19 protein-coding genes are annotated in these 17944 nt (G+C 70.9%); 7 read left to right on the top strand and 12 right to left on the bottom strand.

What is annotated here, in order from left to right:
- Window positions 1-28 precede the first annotated feature (28 nt).
- Complete coding sequence (locus AC1U7O_RS03375; protein ID WP_479893164.1) at window positions 29-826, bottom strand: isoprenyl transferase; 798 nt, start codon at window positions 824-826, stop codon at window positions 29-31.
- A 217-nt stretch (window positions 827-1043) separates the two neighbouring features.
- Here AC1U7O_RS03375 and tldD point away from each other — a divergent pair, with 217 nt between their 5' ends.
- The 5 genes from tldD to AC1U7O_RS03350 all read left to right on the top strand — a co-directional run bounded on the left by tldD (window position 1044) and on the right by AC1U7O_RS03350 (window position 5482).
- Window positions 1044-2483 carry a metalloprotease TldD gene (tldD, locus tag AC1U7O_RS03370; RefSeq protein ID WP_479893163.1) on the top strand — a complete coding sequence of 480 codons (1440 nt, stop codon included), beginning with the start codon at window positions 1044-1046 and terminating at the stop codon, window positions 2481-2483.
- Window positions 2483-3835, top strand: coding sequence for a TldD/PmbA family protein (locus AC1U7O_RS03365; protein ID WP_479893162.1), 1353 nt, complete (start codon window positions 2483-2485; stop codon window positions 3833-3835). The genes tldD and AC1U7O_RS03365 overlap by 1 nt, the downstream gene beginning before the upstream one ends.
- Window positions 3836-3989: 154 nt before the next feature.
- A complete protein-coding gene (locus tag AC1U7O_RS03360; RefSeq protein ID WP_479893161.1) occupies window positions 3990-4697 on the top strand; it encodes a dienelactone hydrolase family protein in 708 nt (235 codons plus the stop codon).
- A 16-nt stretch (window positions 4698-4713) separates the two neighbouring features.
- Window positions 4714-5019 carry a hypothetical protein gene (locus AC1U7O_RS03355; protein WP_479893160.1) on the top strand — a complete coding sequence of 102 codons (306 nt, stop codon included), beginning with the start codon at window positions 4714-4716 and terminating at the stop codon, window positions 5017-5019.
- The gene (locus tag AC1U7O_RS03350) at window positions 5003-5482 is read left to right on the top strand and encodes a hypothetical protein (protein WP_479893159.1); all 480 of its coding nucleotides are present in this window, start codon (window positions 5003-5005) and stop codon (window positions 5480-5482) included. The genes AC1U7O_RS03355 and AC1U7O_RS03350 overlap by 17 nt, the downstream gene beginning before the upstream one ends.
- Window positions 5483-5786: 304 nt before the next feature.
- Here the strand turns inward: AC1U7O_RS03350 and AC1U7O_RS03345 are convergent, their stop codons facing one another.
- From AC1U7O_RS03345 to AC1U7O_RS03310, 8 genes are all read right to left on the bottom strand, one after another.
- Window positions 5787-6413: a uracil-DNA glycosylase gene (locus tag AC1U7O_RS03345; RefSeq protein ID WP_479893158.1), complete on the bottom strand. Its 627-nt coding sequence runs from the start codon at window positions 6411-6413 to the stop codon at window positions 5787-5789.
- A gap of 308 nt (window positions 6414-6721) precedes the next feature.
- A complete protein-coding gene (locus tag AC1U7O_RS03340; protein ID WP_479893157.1) occupies window positions 6722-8005 on the bottom strand; it encodes a hydroxysqualene dehydroxylase in 1284 nt (427 codons plus the stop codon).
- Entirely contained in the window at window positions 8006-8881 is an 876-nt protein-coding gene (gene hpnD / locus AC1U7O_RS03335; RefSeq protein WP_479893156.1) for a presqualene diphosphate synthase HpnD, read from the bottom strand. It abuts the gene before it with no gap.
- Between the two features lie 14 nt (window positions 8882-8895).
- Window positions 8896-9819, bottom strand: coding sequence for an ABC transporter substrate-binding protein (locus tag AC1U7O_RS03330; protein WP_479893155.1), 924 nt, complete (start codon window positions 9817-9819; stop codon window positions 8896-8898).
- 19 nt (window positions 9820-9838) lie between these two features.
- Window positions 9839-10537, bottom strand: a complete 699-nt coding sequence (locus tag AC1U7O_RS03325) for an HAD family hydrolase (RefSeq protein WP_479893154.1) — start codon at window positions 10535-10537, stop codon at window positions 9839-9841.
- A gap of 88 nt (window positions 10538-10625) precedes the next feature.
- Complete coding sequence (locus AC1U7O_RS03320; protein WP_479893153.1) at window positions 10626-11282, bottom strand: hypothetical protein; 657 nt, start codon at window positions 11280-11282, stop codon at window positions 10626-10628.
- A 101-nt stretch (window positions 11283-11383) separates the two neighbouring features.
- Window positions 11384-12190 carry an AmmeMemoRadiSam system protein B gene (gene amrB, locus AC1U7O_RS03315; RefSeq protein WP_479893152.1) on the bottom strand — a complete coding sequence of 269 codons (807 nt, stop codon included), beginning with the start codon at window positions 12188-12190 and terminating at the stop codon, window positions 11384-11386.
- Window positions 12191-12194: 4 nt separating this feature from the next.
- Complete coding sequence (locus AC1U7O_RS03310; protein WP_479893151.1) at window positions 12195-13943, bottom strand: adenosylcobalamin-dependent ribonucleoside-diphosphate reductase; 1749 nt, start codon at window positions 13941-13943, stop codon at window positions 12195-12197.
- Between the two features lie 133 nt (window positions 13944-14076).
- Here AC1U7O_RS03310 and AC1U7O_RS03305 point away from each other — a divergent pair, with 133 nt between their 5' ends.
- Both AC1U7O_RS03305 and AC1U7O_RS03300 read left to right on the top strand, forming a co-directional pair.
- Entirely contained in the window at window positions 14077-14490 is a 414-nt protein-coding gene (locus AC1U7O_RS03305) for a secondary thiamine-phosphate synthase enzyme YjbQ (protein ID WP_479893150.1), read from the top strand.
- 100 nt (window positions 14491-14590) lie between these two features.
- On the top strand, window positions 14591-15604 hold the full coding sequence (locus tag AC1U7O_RS03300; protein ID WP_479893149.1) for a hypothetical protein: 1014 nt from the start codon (window positions 14591-14593) through the stop codon (window positions 15602-15604).
- Between the two features lie 12 nt (window positions 15605-15616).
- Here AC1U7O_RS03300 and AC1U7O_RS03295 read toward each other — a convergent pair whose 3' ends face one another.
- From AC1U7O_RS03295 to folB, 3 genes are read right to left on the bottom strand one after another with little or no spacing between them, the layout of a single operon-like run.
- On the bottom strand, window positions 15617-15997 hold the full coding sequence (locus AC1U7O_RS03295; RefSeq protein WP_479893148.1) for a hypothetical protein: 381 nt from the start codon (window positions 15995-15997) through the stop codon (window positions 15617-15619).
- A 45-nt stretch (window positions 15998-16042) separates the two neighbouring features.
- A complete protein-coding gene (locus tag AC1U7O_RS03290; protein ID WP_479893147.1) occupies window positions 16043-16894 on the bottom strand; it encodes a PHP domain-containing protein in 852 nt (283 codons plus the stop codon).
- A complete protein-coding gene (folB, locus tag AC1U7O_RS03285) occupies window positions 16881-17816 on the bottom strand; it encodes a dihydroneopterin aldolase (RefSeq protein WP_479893146.1) in 936 nt (311 codons plus the stop codon). Before folB ends, AC1U7O_RS03290 begins: the two co-directional genes overlap by 14 nt.
- Between the last annotated feature and the right edge of the window lie 128 nt (window positions 17817-17944).

Raw genomic sequence — 17944 nt, 5'->3', positions numbered from 1 at the left:
TGCCTGGTACACCCCGCGCGACCCCGTGTTACAGCCCGCGCTCGGGGAACGCCGCGCCGGACAGGCGGCCGAACCGCCGGTCCCGCTTCTGATAGTCGACGAGGGCCAGCAGCGCCTCGCGGCGCCGGAAGTCCGGCCACAGGGTGGGGGTGAAGTACATCTCCGTGTAGGCGAGCTGCCAGAGCAGGAAATTGCTGATCCTGGCCTCCCCGCTCGTACGGATCAGGAGGTCCGGGTCCGGGAGCCCGTGGGTGGACAGGTAGCTTTCCAGGAGAGTCTCGTCGATCTGGTCCGGATGGACGGCTCCGCTCTGGCAGTCCCGCGCCAGGCGCTGGACCGCGTCCACGATGTCCGACCGGCCGCCGTAGCTCAGGGCGACGTTGAGCATCAGCCGGTCGAGATGCGCGGTCTCCCGCTCCACCTTCCGCACCCAGTTGAGCGCCGAGGAGGGCAGCGAGTCCACGCGGCCGATCGCACGGAAGCGCGCGCCCTTCTCGATCAAGGCTTCCAGCTCGCTCTGGAGGTACTGCTCCAGCAACGTCATCAGGGCGTTGATCTCGCTGGCGGGCCGCTTCCAGTTCTCCTGGGAAAAGGCGTAGATCGTGAGCGCGCCGATGCCGAGGTCCCGACACAGGGTGATGACCTCGCGGACGGACTTGATGCCCTCGGCGTGGCCGGCGATCCGGGGCAGGCCGCGCAGCTCGGCCCATCGCCCGTTCCCATCCATAATGATTGCTACGTGCTTCGGGAGCAGGTCGGGGTCCAGGAGGGCGAGCAGGTCCGCTTCGGAGAGGTGGCCGACGCTGATCTCGGTGCCTTTGGTCATGCGTGCTCCGCCGATGTCGGCCAGGAGGTGCGTTGAACGCCGTGCAGGCGGCAGGTGAGTGGAGCCAGTCTAAAGGCCGGCGCCCGAAAAGTCAAACGGTAAGTGGCAGGCGGTCAGTCGGGACGCGGCGGCGGGCCCGCCCGGCGCCCGCGGCGTTGCGCCCTCGGAAAGCGATCGGCTATACTCGGCCCGCGGCGGGATGGACGGAGGAAAACACGTGGCGACACCGGGCGAGACGGTGGACCTGTCGGTCTTCGGGCTGAACGAGGGCGCGGTGCAGCGGACCCTGGGGAAGGTGGCCGTCGGCGGGGTGGACTACGCCGACATCTACTTCGAGTCCCGCGTGTCGGACTCCGTGTCCATGGAGGAGGGCCTCGTCAAGCGGGCCGTCAAGAGCGTGTCCCGGGGGGCCGGGGTGCGGGCGACCGTGGGGGAGAAGACGGGGTTCGCCTACTCGGACGAGCTCAGCCTGCGTGATTTGGAGCTGGCCGCCGACGCGGCCCGCTACATCGCTGGCTCCGCGCGGGGGGGCGAGCCGGTGCCCGCGACCCGGCGGGCCAGGCCCGCGCGGGACCTCTATCCGCTCGAGACGCCGGTCACGGAGATCGCCACCAAGGAGCGGGTGGACCTGCTCAACGCGATCGACGCGGAGGCCCGCCGCTACGATTCCCGCATCAAGAAGGTCATGGCCTCCTTCAACAGCGAGCACAAGGTCGTGCTCGTGGCGACGACGGACGGCCTGGTCGTCGGGGATGTACAGCCGCTGGTGCGCCTGCAAGTCACCTGCATCGCGGAGGCGGGGACCAACCGCCAGGTCGGCACCTTCGGCGGCGGCGGGCGCGTGAGCGTGAGCTTCTTCCTCGACGGGCAGAAGCACCTCCGGTACGCCCGGGAGGCGGCCCGGCAGGCGATCGTCAACCTCGACGCCGTCGAGGCGCCGGCGGGCGCCATGCCGGTCGTGCTCGCGGGCGGCTGGCCGGGCATCCTGCTGCACGAGGCGGTGGGGCACGGCCTGGAGGCCGACTTCAACCGCCGGAAGACGTCCGCGTTCAGCGACCTGCTCGGGCGGCGGGTGGCCTCCGAGCTCTGCACCATCGTGGACGACGGCACCCTCGCCTTCCGGCGCGGCTCGCTGAACATGGACGACGAGGGCACGCCGACGAGCCGGACGGTGCTCATCGAACGGGGCATCCTCCGCGGCTACCTCACGGACCGGCTGAACGCGCGGCTCATGGGGATCCCGCTGACGGGCAACGGCCGGCGCGAGAGCTACCAGTGCATTCCGCTCCCCCGCATGACCAACACCTTCATGCTGGCGGGGGAGTCGGCCCCCGAGGATATCATCCGGTCCGTCAAGCGGGGGCTGTACGCGCTGTCGTTCGGCGGCGGGCAGGTGGACATCACCAACGGCAAATTCGTCTTCTCCGCGAGCGAGGCCTACCTGATCGAGGACGGCGCGGTCACGCGGCCCGTCAAGGGTGCGACGCTGATCGGCAACGGCCCCGAGGTCCTGACCCGCGTGTCCATGGTCGGGCACGACCTCAAGCTCGACGAGGGCATCGGCACCTGCGGCAAGGACGGCCAGTCGGTCCCGGTCGGCGTGGGGCTCCCGACGATCAGGATCGATGAGATCACCGTGGGCGGCACGAGCGCGTGATGGCCGGCGACGACTTCCCGCAACTCGCTTCCGACCTGCTCGACCGGGCGCGGCGGCGCGGCGCCACCGACGCGGAGGTGATGATCGCCTCCGGCACCAATCTCTCGGTCCAGGTCCGGCTCTCCGCGGTGGACCGGCTCACGAAGGCGGGGGAGAAACGGATGGGCCTGCGTGTCTTCTTCGGCCATCGGTCGGCCAGCGCCGCCACGTCGGACTTCTCGAAGGAGTCCCTCGATCGGCTCTTGGAGGACCTCTGCGGGATGGCCGCGGCGGTGGCCGAGGACGAGGTGTCCGGTCTGCCCGAAGCGGGTGCCTTCGCCACGGACGTCCCCGACCTTGACCTCTACGATCCCACGGAACTGTCGACGGAAGCCCAGATCGAGCTGGCCCGCCGCGGCGAAGCCGCCGCGATGGCGGCCGACGAGCGGATCACCAACAGCGAGGGCGCGGAGTTCGACTCCTCCGCGAGTCGGGTGCTCCTGGCCAACTCGCGCGGGTTCCTCGGTGAGTATCGCAGCTCGACCTTTTCCCTGTCGGTCACCCCCGTCGCCGCCGCGCCCGACGGAGGCGGCATGCAGCGGGATTCCTGGTACGCGGTCCAGCGCAAGTTCGCCCGGCTGGAAGCGCCGGAGGCGGTCGGCGCCGAGGCGGCCAGACGCACGGTCCGCCGCCTGGGGGCGCGGCGGGTCTCGACCAGGAAGGTGCCGGTCGTCTTCGATCCCGAGATCGCCGGGAGTCTGCTGGGGCATCTGTGCAGCGCGGTATCCGGCTATTCCCTCTACAAGGGCGCCTCCTTCCTGCTGGGCCAGCTCGGACGGCGGCTCGCGCCCGAGTTCGTGACCGTCTACGACGACGCCTCGATACCGGGCGGGCTCGGCTCCCGTCCCTTCGACGGGGAGGGGTTGCCGACGGGGAGGACCGCCGTCCTGGACCGGGGGATCCTGACGAGCTACCTGCTCGACACCTACTCGGGCCGGAAGCTGGGCCTGCCCTCCACGGGCAACGCGGTGCGCGGGGTCGGCGAGGCGCCGGGCGTAGGCCCCGCCAACTTCTATCTTGTGCCCGGCGGGAAGACCCCGGCCGAGATCATCGGCTCGGTCCGCGACGGGCTCTACGTGACGGAGCTGATCGGGTTCGGCGTCAACCTGGTGACGGGGGATTACTCGCGCGGCGCGGCCGGCCTCTGGATCGAAAACGGCGAGCTCGCCTATCCGGTGGAGGAGATCACGATCGCGGGAAATCTCAAGAGGATGTTCGCCGAGATCGAGGCGGTCGGCGACGACCTCGTCTTCCGCGGCCGCATCGCCAGCCCGACGGTCAAGATCGCCGAGATGACGGTCGCGGGGAACTGAGGGGTGTGTTGATGGGCTCATCGGAGGATGGAGGGAGGGAATTGCAGATCGGGACGAGGCGCCTCCAGCGCTCGCGCAATCGTCAAGCCCCCAAGTGGCTAATCCCCCGATCCCCCGATCGATCCCCCCATCACCCAATTGCTTCGGAGGGACCATGGCCGACGAATTGAAAGAGCAGATGGTGACCTATCCGGGCGAGGGCGTCACGGTCCGGGCCTATCTGGTCGGTCCGGCCGTCAAGGGGCCCCGGCCGGCCCTCATCGTCGTGCAAGAATGGTGGGGGCTCAACGACCACATCAAAGACGTGGCCCGGCGGTACGCCCGCGAGGGCTACGTGGCGATCGCGCCCGACCTCTACTCGCGGCTCGGCAACCGGGTGACGACCGATCCCGGCGAGGCGGGCAAGCTCATGAACAGCCTCCGGCAGGAGGACGGACTCAAGGACCTGAACGCGACGGTGACGTACCTCAAGTCCGTCGAGGGGGTGGATGCCGCCCGCATCGGGGTGACGGGCTTCTGCATGGGCGGCTCCTATGCGCTCATGCTGCCCTGCGTGAACCGGGCCATCAAGGCCGCCGCGCCGTTCTACGGCCAGGTGCCCAACCCCGACGCGCCGCTGAAGGACTTGGCCTGCCCGGTCTTGTACATCTACGGCGAGGAGGACGGCTGGATCACGAAGGCCGACGTGCAGCGGCTCGCCGCGGCCCTCAAGAAGTACGGCAAGCCGGGCGAGATCAAGACCTATCCCGGCGCGCCCCACGCCTTCTTCAACGACACGAGGAAGGACGTCTACAAGCCGGCCGAGGCGAAGGACGCCTGGGCGCGGACCCTGGCCTTTTTCAAGACGCACTTGCGGCCGTGAGCGGCCCGGTGCGCTCATGAGCCCCCGCCGCGACGAGGAGGAGCTGGTCGGTGCCGACCTGCGCCTCGTCTACATCGCGGGCAGCGTGGCGGAGGCCGAGGCGGCGGAGCGGCTGTTGACCGGGGGCGACGTGGACTACGCGCTCAGGCTGGATGTCTACCGGACGACCTCCCCGCTCGGCGGCGAGTATGCGGGGCTGTACGTCTACGTCCCGCACGCCGACCACGCCCGGTGCCGAGCGCTCCTGGAAGCCGGCGGGCTGCCGGACGTCATCGGCCTGGGCGGGAGGGAACAGGAGGACCACCGTGGCACTGGACGCTGAGACCGGCAAGCGGATGTTGCAGCTCATCACCTCGCGCTACGACGACCGGAAGTGGCGCAAGAAGATCGAGAAGACGCTCAGCCTGCCGCCCGCCGGCGTCGGGGACGAGAGGCAGCGCGCGATCTTCCTCTACCTCAAGCACGGGCTCAAGGCCTACAAGTCCCGCCGCGCCGACCCGGACTCCTGGATCGTCGGCGGCTTCGCGACCCAGGAGGTCATCCTTCGGGCCAAGCACGACCCGAAACTCGTCGGCCCCTCCTTCACGGCGGAGGACGTGGCCCTGCTCGGCACGGACCCGGGGCCGGAGGTGGACGAGGCTTGGTGGGAGGAGATGCTGGTGCAATGGTTCGAGGAGCCTGAGGAGGAGCAACCCGAGGAGGAAGCCGGCGAGGACGGGTCCGGCGACTCCCCCGGCGACTCCGAGCCGGCCCGCCCTTCTTCCTCCGCGGACCGCAAGGCCTGAGCCTCCGTCGCCGTCTCCGTCCCCTGCACCGACGCCCTTCCACGAAACCCAGCCGGCACCATCGGCCGCTTGGCGCTCGGTGCGCGCGCGAGCGATCCGACCGCGGTCCCGCTGGCCGAGCAGGCGCTCAACGACGCGCATCCGGCCCTTTAGACCAAGGCGCGGGAAATCCTCAGGCGGGCGGGGGCGCTCATCAGCGCCGAGAGTCAACCCCGGCACGTCCTGAGCCGGCGCCTTCTCGATGACCGTCCGGGCCGTCGTCCGACGCGGGGCGGCGGGACGGACCGTCGCCTCCACCCCTCGATCAGGACCCGAAGAGATCCAGCTGGACCTGCTTCGGCTCGGGCTGCGCCCGGCCGGCCGGCGCGGGCGGCTGGCTGGCGAGCTGGTCGAGGTAGGCCTTGAGCTTGCGGAAGTCCTCGCGCAGCGGCTCCAAGAGGCCGCCCTGGTGCAGAGCGGCGGCCGGGTGCAGCAGGGGAAAGATCGTCAAGGACTCGGCGCGGATCGCCTGCCCGCGAATCCTCGTGATGCTGACCTTCCGGCCGAGGAGCGTCTCCGTGGCCCAGCGGCCCAGCGTGCAGACGAGCTTGGGGTTGATGAGGGCGATCTGCTGGAGCAGGAAGGGCTTGCAGGTTGCCACCTCCTCCGGCTCCGGATCCCGGTTGTTCGGGGGGCGGCACTTCACGACGTTGGCGATGTAGACCTGCGACCTGGCCAAGCCGGCCGATTGCAGCAGCTCGTTCAGGAGCTTTCCCGCGGCACCCACGAAGGGCTCGCCCTGGCGGTCTTCGTGGAACCCCGGCCCCTCGCCGACGAACATGATCGAGGCCTGGGGATTTCCCGTGCCGAAGACCACCTGGGTCCGGCCCAGGCGGGCGAGGGGGCAGCGCTGACAATCGTGCAGAAGATCGCGGAGTTCTTGGAGGGTCACCGGCGGCTCTCGTCTTGGCCCGCATGATTCATGACGGTTCGTCGCGAAACCGTGGAGTCGCGTCGCGAGACGGGCGCGTGGAGCCGCGAAGACCCGAGGCGTACTTGAACCCCTCCGTCGAGGGTCCGAGCGGCGAGCCCGCTCGCCAGCATGCACGGCAGTCGCCTGCTGGCTTGTCGCAGCCGCGAATCCGCGGTTGCAGCAGAAGCGTTCATGAATAATGCGGGTTAGGGGGCCCGATGGAGCGGCATCTTAGGCCGGCCTCCAACGCCTGTCAACGGGCAAGGGCGGCGGGGAGGGCGATCGGATCATACCGGCCGCTCGCCGATCACTTCGGCGCAACGCTCCCCGCTTCGGATCGCGCTCTCCAGCGACGCGGGTTCTCCCGTGTCGATCCAGTCTCCGGCCACGAGCAGGTTCGGGATCGGGCTCTGCGGCAGCGGTCTGTGTCCGGTGCTGCCCGGCGCCGGCAGCAGCCCGGCGCGGGGTGCCCGGAGGATGCGGCGGACCGAGCGGCGGGGGAGGGGCTGTCCCGGGTAGGCGGCTCGGACCGTGGCGTGAGCCTGCTCCCCGAGCACGCCGTCCGACCGGTCGAGCGTCTCCGGCCGGCCGGCGGCGACGAGTGAGAGGCGGGTGCCGGCTCCGGCCAGCCAGTCGAAGGGCTGTCCGGCGAGCAACACCAGCCTCGGGACCGCGAGCGGGGCGTCGAGGTCGAGCTCGACGGCGAGCGCCGGCCGGGCGGCCAACAGGCCGAGCTGCTGGAAGTAGGCGTAGCGGGCCGTGACGCGCTCCGGCAGCAGGGGGCGCAGGTCGTGGGGCGGGATCGCGGCCACGACCCAGTCGGCCGCGAGGCGTTTTCCATCGGCCAGCCGCACCGCCTCGGCCCGGTCCCCGGCGCAGTCGATGGACACCGCGGCCGCGCCGGTGAGGATCGTCGTTCCTTGCCGGTGCAACCGGTCCTGGAGCGGACGAATGAGCAGGTCCTCCCCGTCGCAGAGGGGGACGGTCGTGCTCGCATGCCGTCGGGATGATGCGAGCCAGCGGGCCAGCGGCGTGAGCAGGGCCGAGGCCGAGACGGCGGGCAACCCGCCCCCCGCCAGGAAACGGGCCAGCGGGCCCCAGACCGCCAGGCGCGCCGCCTCGGACTGGCCGGCCGCGACCAGCCACTCTTCCGCGGTCCGGCTCTCCAGGTCCGCCGGCCAGGCCGCGTGTCCTTCCCAGGCCTGCTCCAGGAGCGTCAGCAGGCGCCAGCGGTCGCCGGCCGGGAGCCCGCGAAAGATCGCCAGGCCGGCGAAGAGGTGGAAGGGCGCGGGAAGCGGCGGGCGGCGGAACCGGACGCACCCTCCGTCGGGGAGGAGGAACTCGACCGGGGAGCGGGGCACGGGGACCAGCAGACGGTCCGTGCCCAGCGAGCGGAGGAGGGACTGGGTGGCTTCCTGGCGGCCGAGCGCGAGCGGCCTCGCGCCCGCCAGGCGCCCGCCGAGCGCGGCGCGGCGTTCGAGCACCGTCACCGCGTGGCCGCGCGCGCTCAACCGCCAGGCGGCGGTCAGCCCGGCCGGGCCGCCCCCGATGACGAGCACACGGCCGGCCATCTATCCGGAGAAGGCAAGGGGCATGCGCGAGCGCAGCCAGACGCCGGCCGCGATGGCGAGCCGGTGCGGCCGGGCCAGTCCGATGCGGGAGTCGAACACGCGGTAGCCGGATTCCTCGATGCGTCGGAGGATGCGGGCGTAGACGCCCCGCATGATCTCCGCCGCCGTCAGCGCGCGGCGGTCGGCCGGCGGCAGCCGCGCCGCGACGGCGCTGGCGCGCTCGTAGTAACCCCGGGCGCGGTCGCACTCGAACCGCATCAGCTCCGTAAAGGCGGGCGAGTAGGTCCTGCCGAGCAGCTCCTCCTCCCGATAGCCGAAGCGCGACAGATCTTCCCCGGGCAGGTAGATCCGCCCGCGATCCGCATCCGACCCGAGGTCGCGCAGGATGTTGGTGAGCTGAAAAGCCATGCCGAGGCTCTCGGCGTAGTCCCGAGCGAGGGGCGACTCGGTGCCGAAGACCTTCAGGCAGATCAGGCCCACGACCGACGCGACGCGGTAGCAGTAGAGCGACAGGTCTTCGAAGGTGGCGTAGCGGGAAGTCGTCAGGTCCATCTCGACGCCGCGCAGCAGGTCCTCGAAATAGTCCTGCGGGATGCCGAGCCGCCGCGCGTGGCCGGCGAGGCTGATCGCCACGGGGGAAGTCGGCTCTCCATGGTAGGCGGCATGCAGCTCGGCCCGCCAGCGCGCGATCTGCTCCTCCGGGCGACTCCCGGGCGGGGGGTCGTCCACCGCGCCGTCCACCTCGCGGCAGAAGGCGTAGACCGTGTACATCGCCTCCCGGCGCTCCTTGGGGAGGAACAGGAAGGAATAGTAGAAGTTGCTGCCGCTCCGCTTCGTGACGGCGGTGCAGTAGGCCTGGGCGTCCGAGGGGTCCATCGCGGCCTGCGGCATCATCGGGCGGGACCGGGCCCCAGCCGCGTGGCGCAGGCGGGCAGGGGGCCGAACAGGTCTGGGTGGAGGAGGGCCGCCAACACCGCGACGCCGTCCACGAGCCTGGGGCTCGGACGGCTGAAATAGCCGGACGAGTCGACGACGAAGACCCGGTCGGCTTTGACCGCGGGGAGACTCGCCCAGCCGGGGCGGCTCGTGACCCGGTCGACTTCGCGGAGAGTCCGCTCGATGGTAAAGCTGCAGGGCATCAGGACGAGGACGTCGGGTGCCGCGGCCAACACCTCCTCCCACTCGACCCGCCGGGAGGGCGCGCCGGGGGCGGCCAGGGCGTCCAAGCCGCCAGCGATTGCAACCATCTCGGGGACCCAGTGGCCGCCGACGTACAGGGGATCGAGCCATTCGAGACAGGCCACCCGCGGCCGCCGAGCGGCCCGGGCCGCTCGCTCGCGCACGGCGGCCACTCGGGCGCGCAGCCGCCCGGCGTAGGCGCGGGCCTCGTCCGTCCGGCCGATCGCCTCGCCGATCCGCTCGACGTCCGCGATCACGTCGTCGAGTCCGACGGGGTTCAGGGACAGAATGCGGGGAGGAGCGGGGAGCGTCGCGACGGCCCGCTGGAGCTGGGTCGGGGTGATGGCGCAGACGTGGCAGAGGTCCTGCGTGATGATGAGGTCGGGCTGGAGCCGCGCGAACAGGGGAAGGTCGAGCGCGTAGAGCTCCGCGGCGGCGGCGGCCGCCGCCTTGACCTCGCGGTCGATCTCGTGGCTTAAGCGGCGGTCCGCGTCGATGGTCGGGCGCACGAGGACCGGCTTGGTCCTGACCTCCGGCGGGTAGTCGCATTCGTGGGTGATGCCCACGAGGTCTCCCGTGGCGCCGAGCGCCGCGACCACCTCCGTCGCGCCGGGCAAGAGCGAGCAGATCTTCATGGCCGGTGATGGTGTCGGGTCAGGCGGTACGCCACAGCCGCGCGGCGACATCCTGCGGCCGGAGCCCCGCGAGGGAGGCCGCGACCTCGTCGGCTTCCCGCAGGTCCTCGACGGGGTGCGTGTTTGAGACGGCCAGCACCTTCATGCCCGCCGCGTGGGCGGCCCTGATGCCGGGGAGCGAGTCCTCGACGACGAGGCAATCGGCCGGCGCCAGCGGCCCCTCGCCTGATCGGCCGAGGCGGTTCAAGGCCGTCAGGGCGTGGAGGAACCCCTCCGGGTCCGGCTTGCCCCGCCGCACGTCCTCGGCGCTGGTGATGTGCTCGAAGGCCTTCCGGATGCCGGCCTCCTCGAGCACGAACTCGATCTCGTGCCGGAGCGCGCCGGAAGCGACCGCGAGGCGGTACCGGGGCTCCGCCTCCCGCACGAACTCGCGCACGCCGGGGAAGATCACCAGATGCGTTCTCAACTCGTCGAGGAAGATGTCGGCTTTCCGGCGGACGAGATGGTCGATCAGGGCCTGGGGCGCGGGCCGGCCTCGGTCGGCCAGCACCGCCGCGAAGCAGCCCTTGTCGTCATAGCCGAGGTAATGGGCGTAGTAGTCCTCGACGGTGAGGTCCACCCCGGCGTCTTCCTTGAGCACGCGCTGGAAGACGGCGCAGTGGGTCGGCTCGCTGTCCGCGACGACGCCGTCGAAGTCGAAGATGATGGCGCGCAGCATCACGTGGGCTCCGGAAGGGCCGCATTATAGCACGAGCCCCGCGACGTTCCGCCACGTCGGCGATCCTCCGGAGCGGCCCGGCACCCGGTCAGGACTTGGCCTTGAGCTTGGCCTCGGGAACCCAGCCGACCGCGCCGTCCATGGTCTTGACGGCGTAGATCCAGGCGCTGCCGCGCAGCTCGCCGTCCACGACCGTCAGCGCCGATCCCGGCGCGACGGTCGGTCCCGGCTTGGTGCCGGCGGCGTCCGCCTGAAGGGCGACCGGCCCCGGCTTCACGGGGTCGGCGACCACCGTGACGCGCTGGCCCTCGCGGTAGAGAGGCGTGGGCGGGGGAGGCGAGGCGGCCGTCCGCGGAGGCTGAACGGTCGGCGGAGGAGCTTGGCCGGCCGGCGCGGGCGATCCCGGCGCCGCGGGGGCCACAGAAAGCGGAGGAGCCGGCGCCTTGGCCGTCGGGGCGGGCGGCGGCGCGGGGGCTTCCGCCGTCTCCTCCTCGCCCATGCCGAGGAGGTTCAGCAGGAGCCCGGGGTCCATGGCGATGTAGGCGCCGACGGCGACCAGCAGGAGCAGGAGGACCAGGGTCGCCGGCCTGCGGCCCGGCGGCTTCTGCGAGCCGGAGGCATGCGATCCGCCCTCCCCCTCCGGCGCGTCGTCGAGCTCCAGGTCCGGTTCCGGTTCCCGGGCGAACGACAGGCTCCATCCGTGGGGCGGGCCTGCGGTCGTGGCATGGCCGGACTGTCCGAGCATGGATCGGTCCTCCTTTCCTGTACGTATGCCGACAGGCGATGGCCCGTGTTCATACCACTGTCAGGCGGCCCTGTCAAACCGTGGGGGTGGTGCGCGGACGGTCAGGCGATGAGGATGCCGGCGTACCCGACCACTCGGCGGCGGTCCCCGCCCGCGTCCGCGGACGTGGCGTAGCGGACGAGCCGAGCCCCGCCCGCGCCGAGCGCGCGGGCGGCGTGCAGGACTGTCATCGTGGGGGCCAGCCCGCACATGGAGACCTCGTGGGCGCGGCAGACGTCGGCGAGGCGGTCCGGGTCCAGCGCGAGGATCGCCTCGATGGCCAGGCGGTCCTTCGCCCTCGTCGGCTCGTCGGGTTCGTAGTGGTTGAGGTCGGAACTGGCCAGCAGGAGTGGGGGCTCGGCGCCGGCCTCACGGACGACGGCGGCCAGGGCGAGGCCGAGGTTCCGGCAGGTGGTCCGGTCCGCCGTGGCCAGGAGGACCGGCACGATCCGGACGTCGGGACGTCGCCGGCGGAGGAACGGGAGCTGCACTTCGAGACAGTGCTCGAACCGATGGGCCTGCGGGTCGGCCGCGACGGCCAGACAGCGCGCGAGGAGGGCGGCGGCCAGGGTCCGGTCCACGGGGATCGTCGCTCCGGGAATCTCCCAAGCGCCGTCGGCGAACAGCGAGATGGGCGGTCCCTCGCCCCAGTGGTTCGGGCCGAGGAGGATCACCCGCCCGGGCACCGCGAGTTCGGCGAAGACCGCGCCCGCGACGTGGCCCGAATACATGAGCCCCGCGTGCGGGCAGACGCAGGCGATCGCCGGTCCGGCCGTCACCGACAGGTCCAGGTAGCGGGAGACGTCCCGGTCGAGCTGCTCCGTGGAAGCGCTGTAGAACTGGCCGGCCACGGCGGGCGGGCGGATCATGCCGTCAACAGTACTGCAGGTTGGCGCACGAGAGCACCTGCTTCTCCCGGCTGCCGCTGCGGAAGACCGTGAGCCCCTTGCAGCCGGAGCGGTAGGCCAGGAGGATCGCGTTGGCGACGTCCTTCGTCGTGGCGGTCGGGGGGAGGTTGATGGTCTTCGAGACGCCGCTGTCGCTGTACCGCTGGAAGGCGGCCTGCATCCGGACATGGTGGGCGGGGGGGACGTCGTGGGCGGTGACGAACAGCCGTCGGAGCCGCAGCGGCACCTCCTCCAGGCGCTGGATGGACTCGTTGGCCGAGACGGCCCTGATGAGGCGCGAGGAGTAGATGCCCGCGGCCCTCGCCTTCCGGACGAAGAGCGGATGGAGGGAATGGAGCCGCACGTCCTCCATGACGGTCCGCACGAAGCTCACTCCGTAGAGCGGCTCGATGCCCGGCGAGCAGTCCGCGATGATGCTGAGCGTGCCGGTCGGCGCGACCGTCGTCACGGTCGCGTTGCGCAGCCGGACCCCCTCCGACTCCAGCCGGCTGCCCTTGAAGTTCGGGAAGACGCCCCGCTCCTTCGCCAGCTCGGCGGAGGCGGCTCGGGCGCGCTCCCAGACGAACCGCATGACCTGTCCGCCCAGGGCGAGGGCCTCCTCGTCGTCGTAGGGGACGCCGAGCGCGATGAGCAGGTCCGCGAAGCCCATCACGCCGAGGCCGATCTTCCGGTTGCCCTTCGTCATGGCCTCGATCTCGGGGAGGGGGTAGCGGTTCATGTCGATGACGTTGTCCAGGAGCCGCACCGCGATGGGGATCACCTCGGCCAGGCGCTCGTAGTCCACGCGGGGCCGGGACGCGGACCCGGCCAGGAACCGGGCCAGGTTGATCGAGCCGAGCGTGCAGGACTCGTAGGGCAGCAGCGGCTGCTCGCCGCAGGGGTTGGTCGCCTCGATCCGGCCGATGTGGGGCGTGGGGTTGGCGGCGTTGATCGTGTCCAGGAAGACGACGCCCGGCTCGCCCGATTCCCAGGCGGCCGTCACGAGGCGGTCGAACACCTCGGCGGCCGCGCGGCGGGCGACGCTCTTGCCGGTCCGGGGGTTCACGAGGGCGAAGTCGCGGTTCCGCGAGAGGGCGTGCATGAAGGCGTCGGTCACGCCCACCGACAGGTTGAAGTTCGTCAGCTCCCGGCGATCCTGCTTGGCGCCGATGAATTCCAGGATGTCCGGGTGGTCCACCCGCAGGATCCCCATGTTGGCGCCCCGCCTGGTGCCGCCCTGTTTGATGACCTCCGTGGCCATGTTGAAGACGCGCATGAAGGAGACCGGGCCGGAGGCGATGCCGCTCGTCGTCGCGACGCGGTCGTGTTTGGGGCGGAGGCGGCTGAAGGAGAAGCCGGTCCCCCCGCCCGACTGGTGGATGAGCGCCTGGTGCTTGACCGCGTCGAAGATGGACTCCAGCGAGTCCTCCACCGGCAGCACGAAGCAGGCGGCGAGCTGCTGCAGGTCCCGGCCCGCGTTCATGAGGGTCGGGGAGTTCGGCAGGAACTCCAGGCGGCTCATGATCCGGTGGAAGGCCTCCGCCACGCGCGGGGCGCGGCGGTCGCCGCCGGGGTAGAGGCGCTCGGCCTCCGCCAGGTTAGCGGCGACGCGGCGGAACATCCGCGCCGGGGTCTCGATCGGCCGGCCGCCCTCGTCCTTCAGGAGGTAGCGGCGACGCAGCACCGTCAGGGCGTTGGCGGAGAGGCGGACCGGGGGTCGGGACCGCTGGGGCATGGGGTGCCTCCGGCTGCGAATCAGGGCTCCCATTATATGCCGATTCGCACGCGCCTGCACCAGGGCGGAGTGCACCCTTGCATCTTGGGGGACCGCTGGGGCAGAATGCGCGCGATCATCCGCGCGCTCGCCGATGAAATCCTACCGGGAAGAACTCTGGTTCGAGACCAAGACGCGCCGCGCCTATGTGAACATCACCCCCCAGGTCGAGGCCGCGTTGAGGAAGAGCGGCATCACGGAGGGGCTCGTCCTCGTCAACGCGATGCACATCACGGCGAGCGTCTACGTCAACGACGACGAGCCCGGCCTGTTGAAGGACTACGACGAGTTCCTCGAGCGGCTGGCGCCGCAGCAGGCGGTCTATCGCCACAACGAGACGGGCGAGGACAACGGGGACGCGCACATCAAGCGTCAGCTCATGGGACGGGAGGTCGTCCTCGCCGTCACCGGGGGGCGGCTGGACTTCGGTCCCTGGGAGCAGGTCTTCTACGCGGAGTTCGACGGGCGCCGGCGCAAGCGCGTGCTGATCAAGATCATCGGCGAGTGAGGCGCCGTCGGGCGGACGCGGCCGTCTGAGGGCTTGCCAGGGACGCGCAACTCTGGCAACATGGATCAGCAATCCGCCTGACGCCACGGTGGAGGCCCGTATGTCGAGTTGGTATCGGCCCGATCCCCTGACGCGCGACCTCATCCACCTCATCAACGCCCGGCGGCATGACCATGGGGACGCGGACGCGGCGGTGGATACGCTCCAGGCCTTTCTGGAGCAGGATCGCGAACAGGACCTCCTCACCGTCCTGGCGGCGCTCGATGAGGAGATGGCCGAGTGGCTTTTCGACCTGCTGGCGGAGGCCGCCTGCTCCGTCGTCATGGACGGGCCGACCGATGAAAAGCCCTCCTATGCGATCATGGGGGCGTTGGAGCTGCCCCTGCAGGCGAACCTGCCCCAGCCGCTTCGCCTGAAGATCGACCCCCTGGCGACGGCCGACCTTCTGCACCGGCACTTGGGCCTTCCGCCCGGTACGGTGGTCATGGTCGAGCCCAGGCTGCTGACCGACGCGACGCTGGAACGCCTGACGCTGCACGACCTCCACGAGCAGATCACGGCTCTGGCCGATTCGCAGCGCCGCCAGCCGATGGCGGCGCGGCTGCACAGCCCCGTCGAAGCCACCGCCTTCCTGATCTTCGAGGTGCTCGGCTCGCCGGAGCCGGGGCTGCCGGAGGGGTTGGACGAGAAGGACCGCCAGGCGCTGCTCGACGGCCTGATCGCCCAATGCCCGGAGCTGGCCGCCGCGCCGCAGATGATCGAGGCGCCCGTGTTCGCGGCCTACGCCATGTTCGACGCGCAGAACGCCGTCCGGCTCCACCGGCTGGCGGACGAGACGATCGCGGTCTGGCGGGAGCTGGACCCCTCGGTCCGGAGCCGCACGATCGTCCACCTGCACACCCAGTGCGGGAACGGGGTCTACATGCCGGTCTGGACGGACCTGTTCGATCCCGAGCTGCCCGAGGACCATGGGCCCGTGTGGACCTCGCCGGATGTCTGGGTGTTCACGGCGGACCTGCCGATCGAGTGGCCGGGGGAAATGCTGACCAACCGGCTGCTGGCCGAGGGCTGCACGCGCTTCGAGAACCACATCGTCGAGGCGCCGGAGAACTGACCGCGGGCCTCCCTACCGACTCCGGAACGACTCCCGCGACTCTTCCTCCCGGGAAACGGCATCCTGCTCCTCACGGTCCGGCGTCGGCTGCGGCGAGCGGATCAGGGGGAGGCCCCTCGCCGAGCCGTGTGCGCCGCTCCCGAAGGGGACCAGGATTCCCGACTGGCCGCCGCCCTGCGGCGAAGAAAACTCGAAGGGCCGCGGGCCCGTCCCCCTCGCCGCGATCCCTCCCACGTTGCCCTGCGAGTCCGCGTAAGCCTGGGTCCCGCCGCCGAGGTCCCTGATCACCCCGACCGAGCCGTCTGCCTTCGGCAGGACCGTCACCCCGCCGGCCCACAGGGGCTCCGCGACCAGCCATCCGCCGAGCATGATCAGTGGGATGCTCCGTGGCATGGGTCTCTGCTCTTCAAGGGGCCGTCCAGGAGCGGCCGGATGTGCTCACCGCAGGCGTGCGGCCGCCTCCTTGAGGGGCGCCAGGAGCGCCGTGGGGACTTCCAGGCCGCCGCGGCCGACGCCGACGGCGATGTCCGGCTTGGTCACGCCGTGGAAGTCGCTCCCGCCCGTGACCAACAGGTCGAGACGCTTGGCGACGTCCAGGTACTCGGCCGTCTGCTGCGGCTTGTGCGTGCTGTAGTGGACCTCCACCCCCATGAGCCCCGCCTCCTTGAGCATGGCGCAGGTCCTGAACAGGCTCTCGCCCGATTGCTTCAGCCAGACCGGATGCGCCAGCACCGGCACGCCGCCGGCGTCGCGGAGCCAGCCGATCGCCTCGGCCGGCGTCGGGAGGCTCCGCGGCACGTAGGCAGCGGCCCCCTCGGCGAGGTAGCGGTCGAAGGCCTCCTTGGCCGAGGTCACGTACCCCTTCTGCATCAGGAGCCTGGCGATGTGGGGCCGCCCGACGGCCTCGGTTCCGGCGAGGGCGAGGACCTCCTCGTAGGTCACGGCCAGGCCGAGGGCGCGCAGCCGCTCGATGATGACCGGGTTGCGCTCGTGCCGGCCGGCCCGGAGCCTCGCGAGCCGGCCCGCGAGCGTGGAGTCCTGCCAGTCCAGGCCATAGCCGAGGATGTGCACCTCGATCTGGCCGTGCAGGGAGCTGAGCTCGATGCCGGGGATGACCTCGATGCCCAGTTCGGCGCCGGCGGCGAGCGCCTCGGGAATCCCCTGCACGATGTCGTGGTCGGTGATGGCGAGCGCGACCACCCCCGCGGTCTTGGCCATCGCCAGCACGCGGGCCGGTGCGACGCTGCCGTCGGAACAGGTGGTGTGCAGGTGCAGGTCAAGCCGGCCCATGCCGCGCCTCCCCGCCGGGCGGCTTTTGGGCGACGAGGCGGGCCGTGAAGGCGGTGCCGGCACCCGAGTCGTGCAGGCCCTCATCGTAGTGCAGGAGGCGGAGCCCGGAGGCGAGCGCCGGCAGTTCGTTGTGCGCGAGACAGAACTCGCGACGACGGGGATGGCCGTGCCGGAGATGGTTGTCGATCAGGAAGGTTTCGTACAGAAGAACGCCGCCCGGCCGGAGCGCTCTGATGATGGAGGGCAGGAGCGGCCGCTGCAAGTAGAAGAAGACGAGGATCGTGTCGTACCGCTCGAAGCCGAGGTCCGGCGGATGGGCAGGGTCCGCCTCCAGGTCCACTCGGCGCACGGTGAGGGAGGAGAGGTTCCGATCCTTGGCGGTCGCCTGGAGCATCGCCAGGGCCTCTCCGTCCCGGTCGAGGGCCTCCACCGTGTGTCCGCGGGCGGCGAGGTAGAGGGCGTGGCGCCCAGAGCCGCAGGCCAGGTCGAGGGCGTCGCCCTTGGGCAGCCGGTGCTCCTGTTCCAGGAGAAACCGGGCGGGGAGGGGAACGGCCTCCTGGGTCGGCCGGCTGCGGTCGAGCCGCACCCCGACCGACCCCCGGACCCCCGCGACCGGCGGCACGATCTTCCTGATCCAGAGGCGGATACGGGAAGCGGGAAACTCGCTGAACAGGAGACGGACCAGGTCCTCCCCCAGGGTCTCAAGAAGGCGAACCCGCCGGCCGGCCGCCGTCTCGGTGATGCGCCGGGCGACCCGTTCGTAATCGAGCGTCCGGGCCAGGTCGTCCGTGGCGGCCGCGCCGGTTAGATCGCCGAACAACTCCACGTCCACCGCCAGGGGCTGGGGGACGTCCCGCTCGGCGTCGGTGGTGCCGCAATGAGCCTGAAATTCAAGGCGTTCGATCACAATCTGATCAGACATGCGGGCATTGTCGTTGATTGCTTCGAAGGGTGTCAAGACGAGGGCGGAGGCGCCCGGCGCGCGCAGGAATCCCGCTTGACTTCATTTTCCGACGACTCCTATAATCCTTTAGCCGCTGGGCCCTGCAT

The sequence above is a fragment of the Candidatus Nitrospira neuquenensis genome, assembly GCF_979578155.1.
The sequence above is the reverse complement of the archived record's forward strand: the minus strand, read 5'-3'. Positions and strand labels throughout refer to the sequence as shown.

Bases quoted from the DNA above. Each gene is read 5' to 3' on its own strand.
- AC1U7O_RS03375 (WP_479893164.1), bottom strand. From the start codon at position 826: ATGACCAAAGGCACCGAGATCAGCGTCGGCCACCTCTCCGAAGCGGAC.
- AC1U7O_RS03365 (WP_479893162.1), top strand. From the start codon at position 2,483: ATGGCCGGCGACGACTTCCCGCAACTCGCTTCCGACCTGCTCGACCGG.
- AC1U7O_RS03360 (WP_479893161.1), top strand. From the start codon at position 3,990: ATGGCCGACGAATTGAAAGAGCAGATGGTGACCTATCCGGGCGAGGGC.
- AC1U7O_RS03355 (WP_479893160.1), top strand. From the start codon at position 4,714: ATGAGCCCCCGCCGCGACGAGGAGGAGCTGGTCGGTGCCGACCTGCGC.
- AC1U7O_RS03340 (WP_479893157.1), bottom strand. From the start codon at position 8,005: ATGGCCGGCCGTGTGCTCGTCATCGGGGGCGGCCCGGCCGGGCTGACC.
- hpnD (WP_479893156.1), bottom strand. From the start codon at position 8,881: ATGGACCCCTCGGACGCCCAGGCCTACTGCACCGCCGTCACGAAGCGG.
- AC1U7O_RS03330 (WP_479893155.1), bottom strand. From the start codon at position 9,819: ATGAAGATCTGCTCGCTCTTGCCCGGCGCGACGGAGGTGGTCGCGGCG.
- AC1U7O_RS03325 (WP_479893154.1), bottom strand. From the start codon at position 10,537: ATGCTGCGCGCCATCATCTTCGACTTCGACGGCGTCGTCGCGGACAGC.
- AC1U7O_RS03320 (WP_479893153.1), bottom strand. From the start codon at position 11,282: ATGCTCGGACAGTCCGGCCATGCCACGACCGCAGGCCCGCCCCACGGA.
- amrB (WP_479893152.1), bottom strand. From the start codon at position 12,190: ATGATCCGCCCGCCCGCCGTGGCCGGCCAGTTCTACAGCGCTTCCACG.
- AC1U7O_RS03310 (WP_479893151.1), bottom strand. From the start codon at position 13,943: ATGCCCCAGCGGTCCCGACCCCCGGTCCGCCTCTCCGCCAACGCCCTG.
- AC1U7O_RS03305 (WP_479893150.1), top strand. From the start codon at position 14,077: ATGAAATCCTACCGGGAAGAACTCTGGTTCGAGACCAAGACGCGCCGC.
- AC1U7O_RS03300 (WP_479893149.1), top strand. From the start codon at position 14,591: ATGTCGAGTTGGTATCGGCCCGATCCCCTGACGCGCGACCTCATCCAC.
- AC1U7O_RS03295 (WP_479893148.1), bottom strand. From the start codon at position 15,997: ATGCCACGGAGCATCCCACTGATCATGCTCGGCGGATGGCTGGTCGCG.
- AC1U7O_RS03290 (WP_479893147.1), bottom strand. From the start codon at position 16,894: ATGGGCCGGCTTGACCTGCACCTGCACACCACCTGTTCCGACGGCAGC.
- folB (WP_479893146.1), bottom strand. From the start codon at position 17,816: ATGTCTGATCAGATTGTGATCGAACGCCTTGAATTTCAGGCTCATTGC.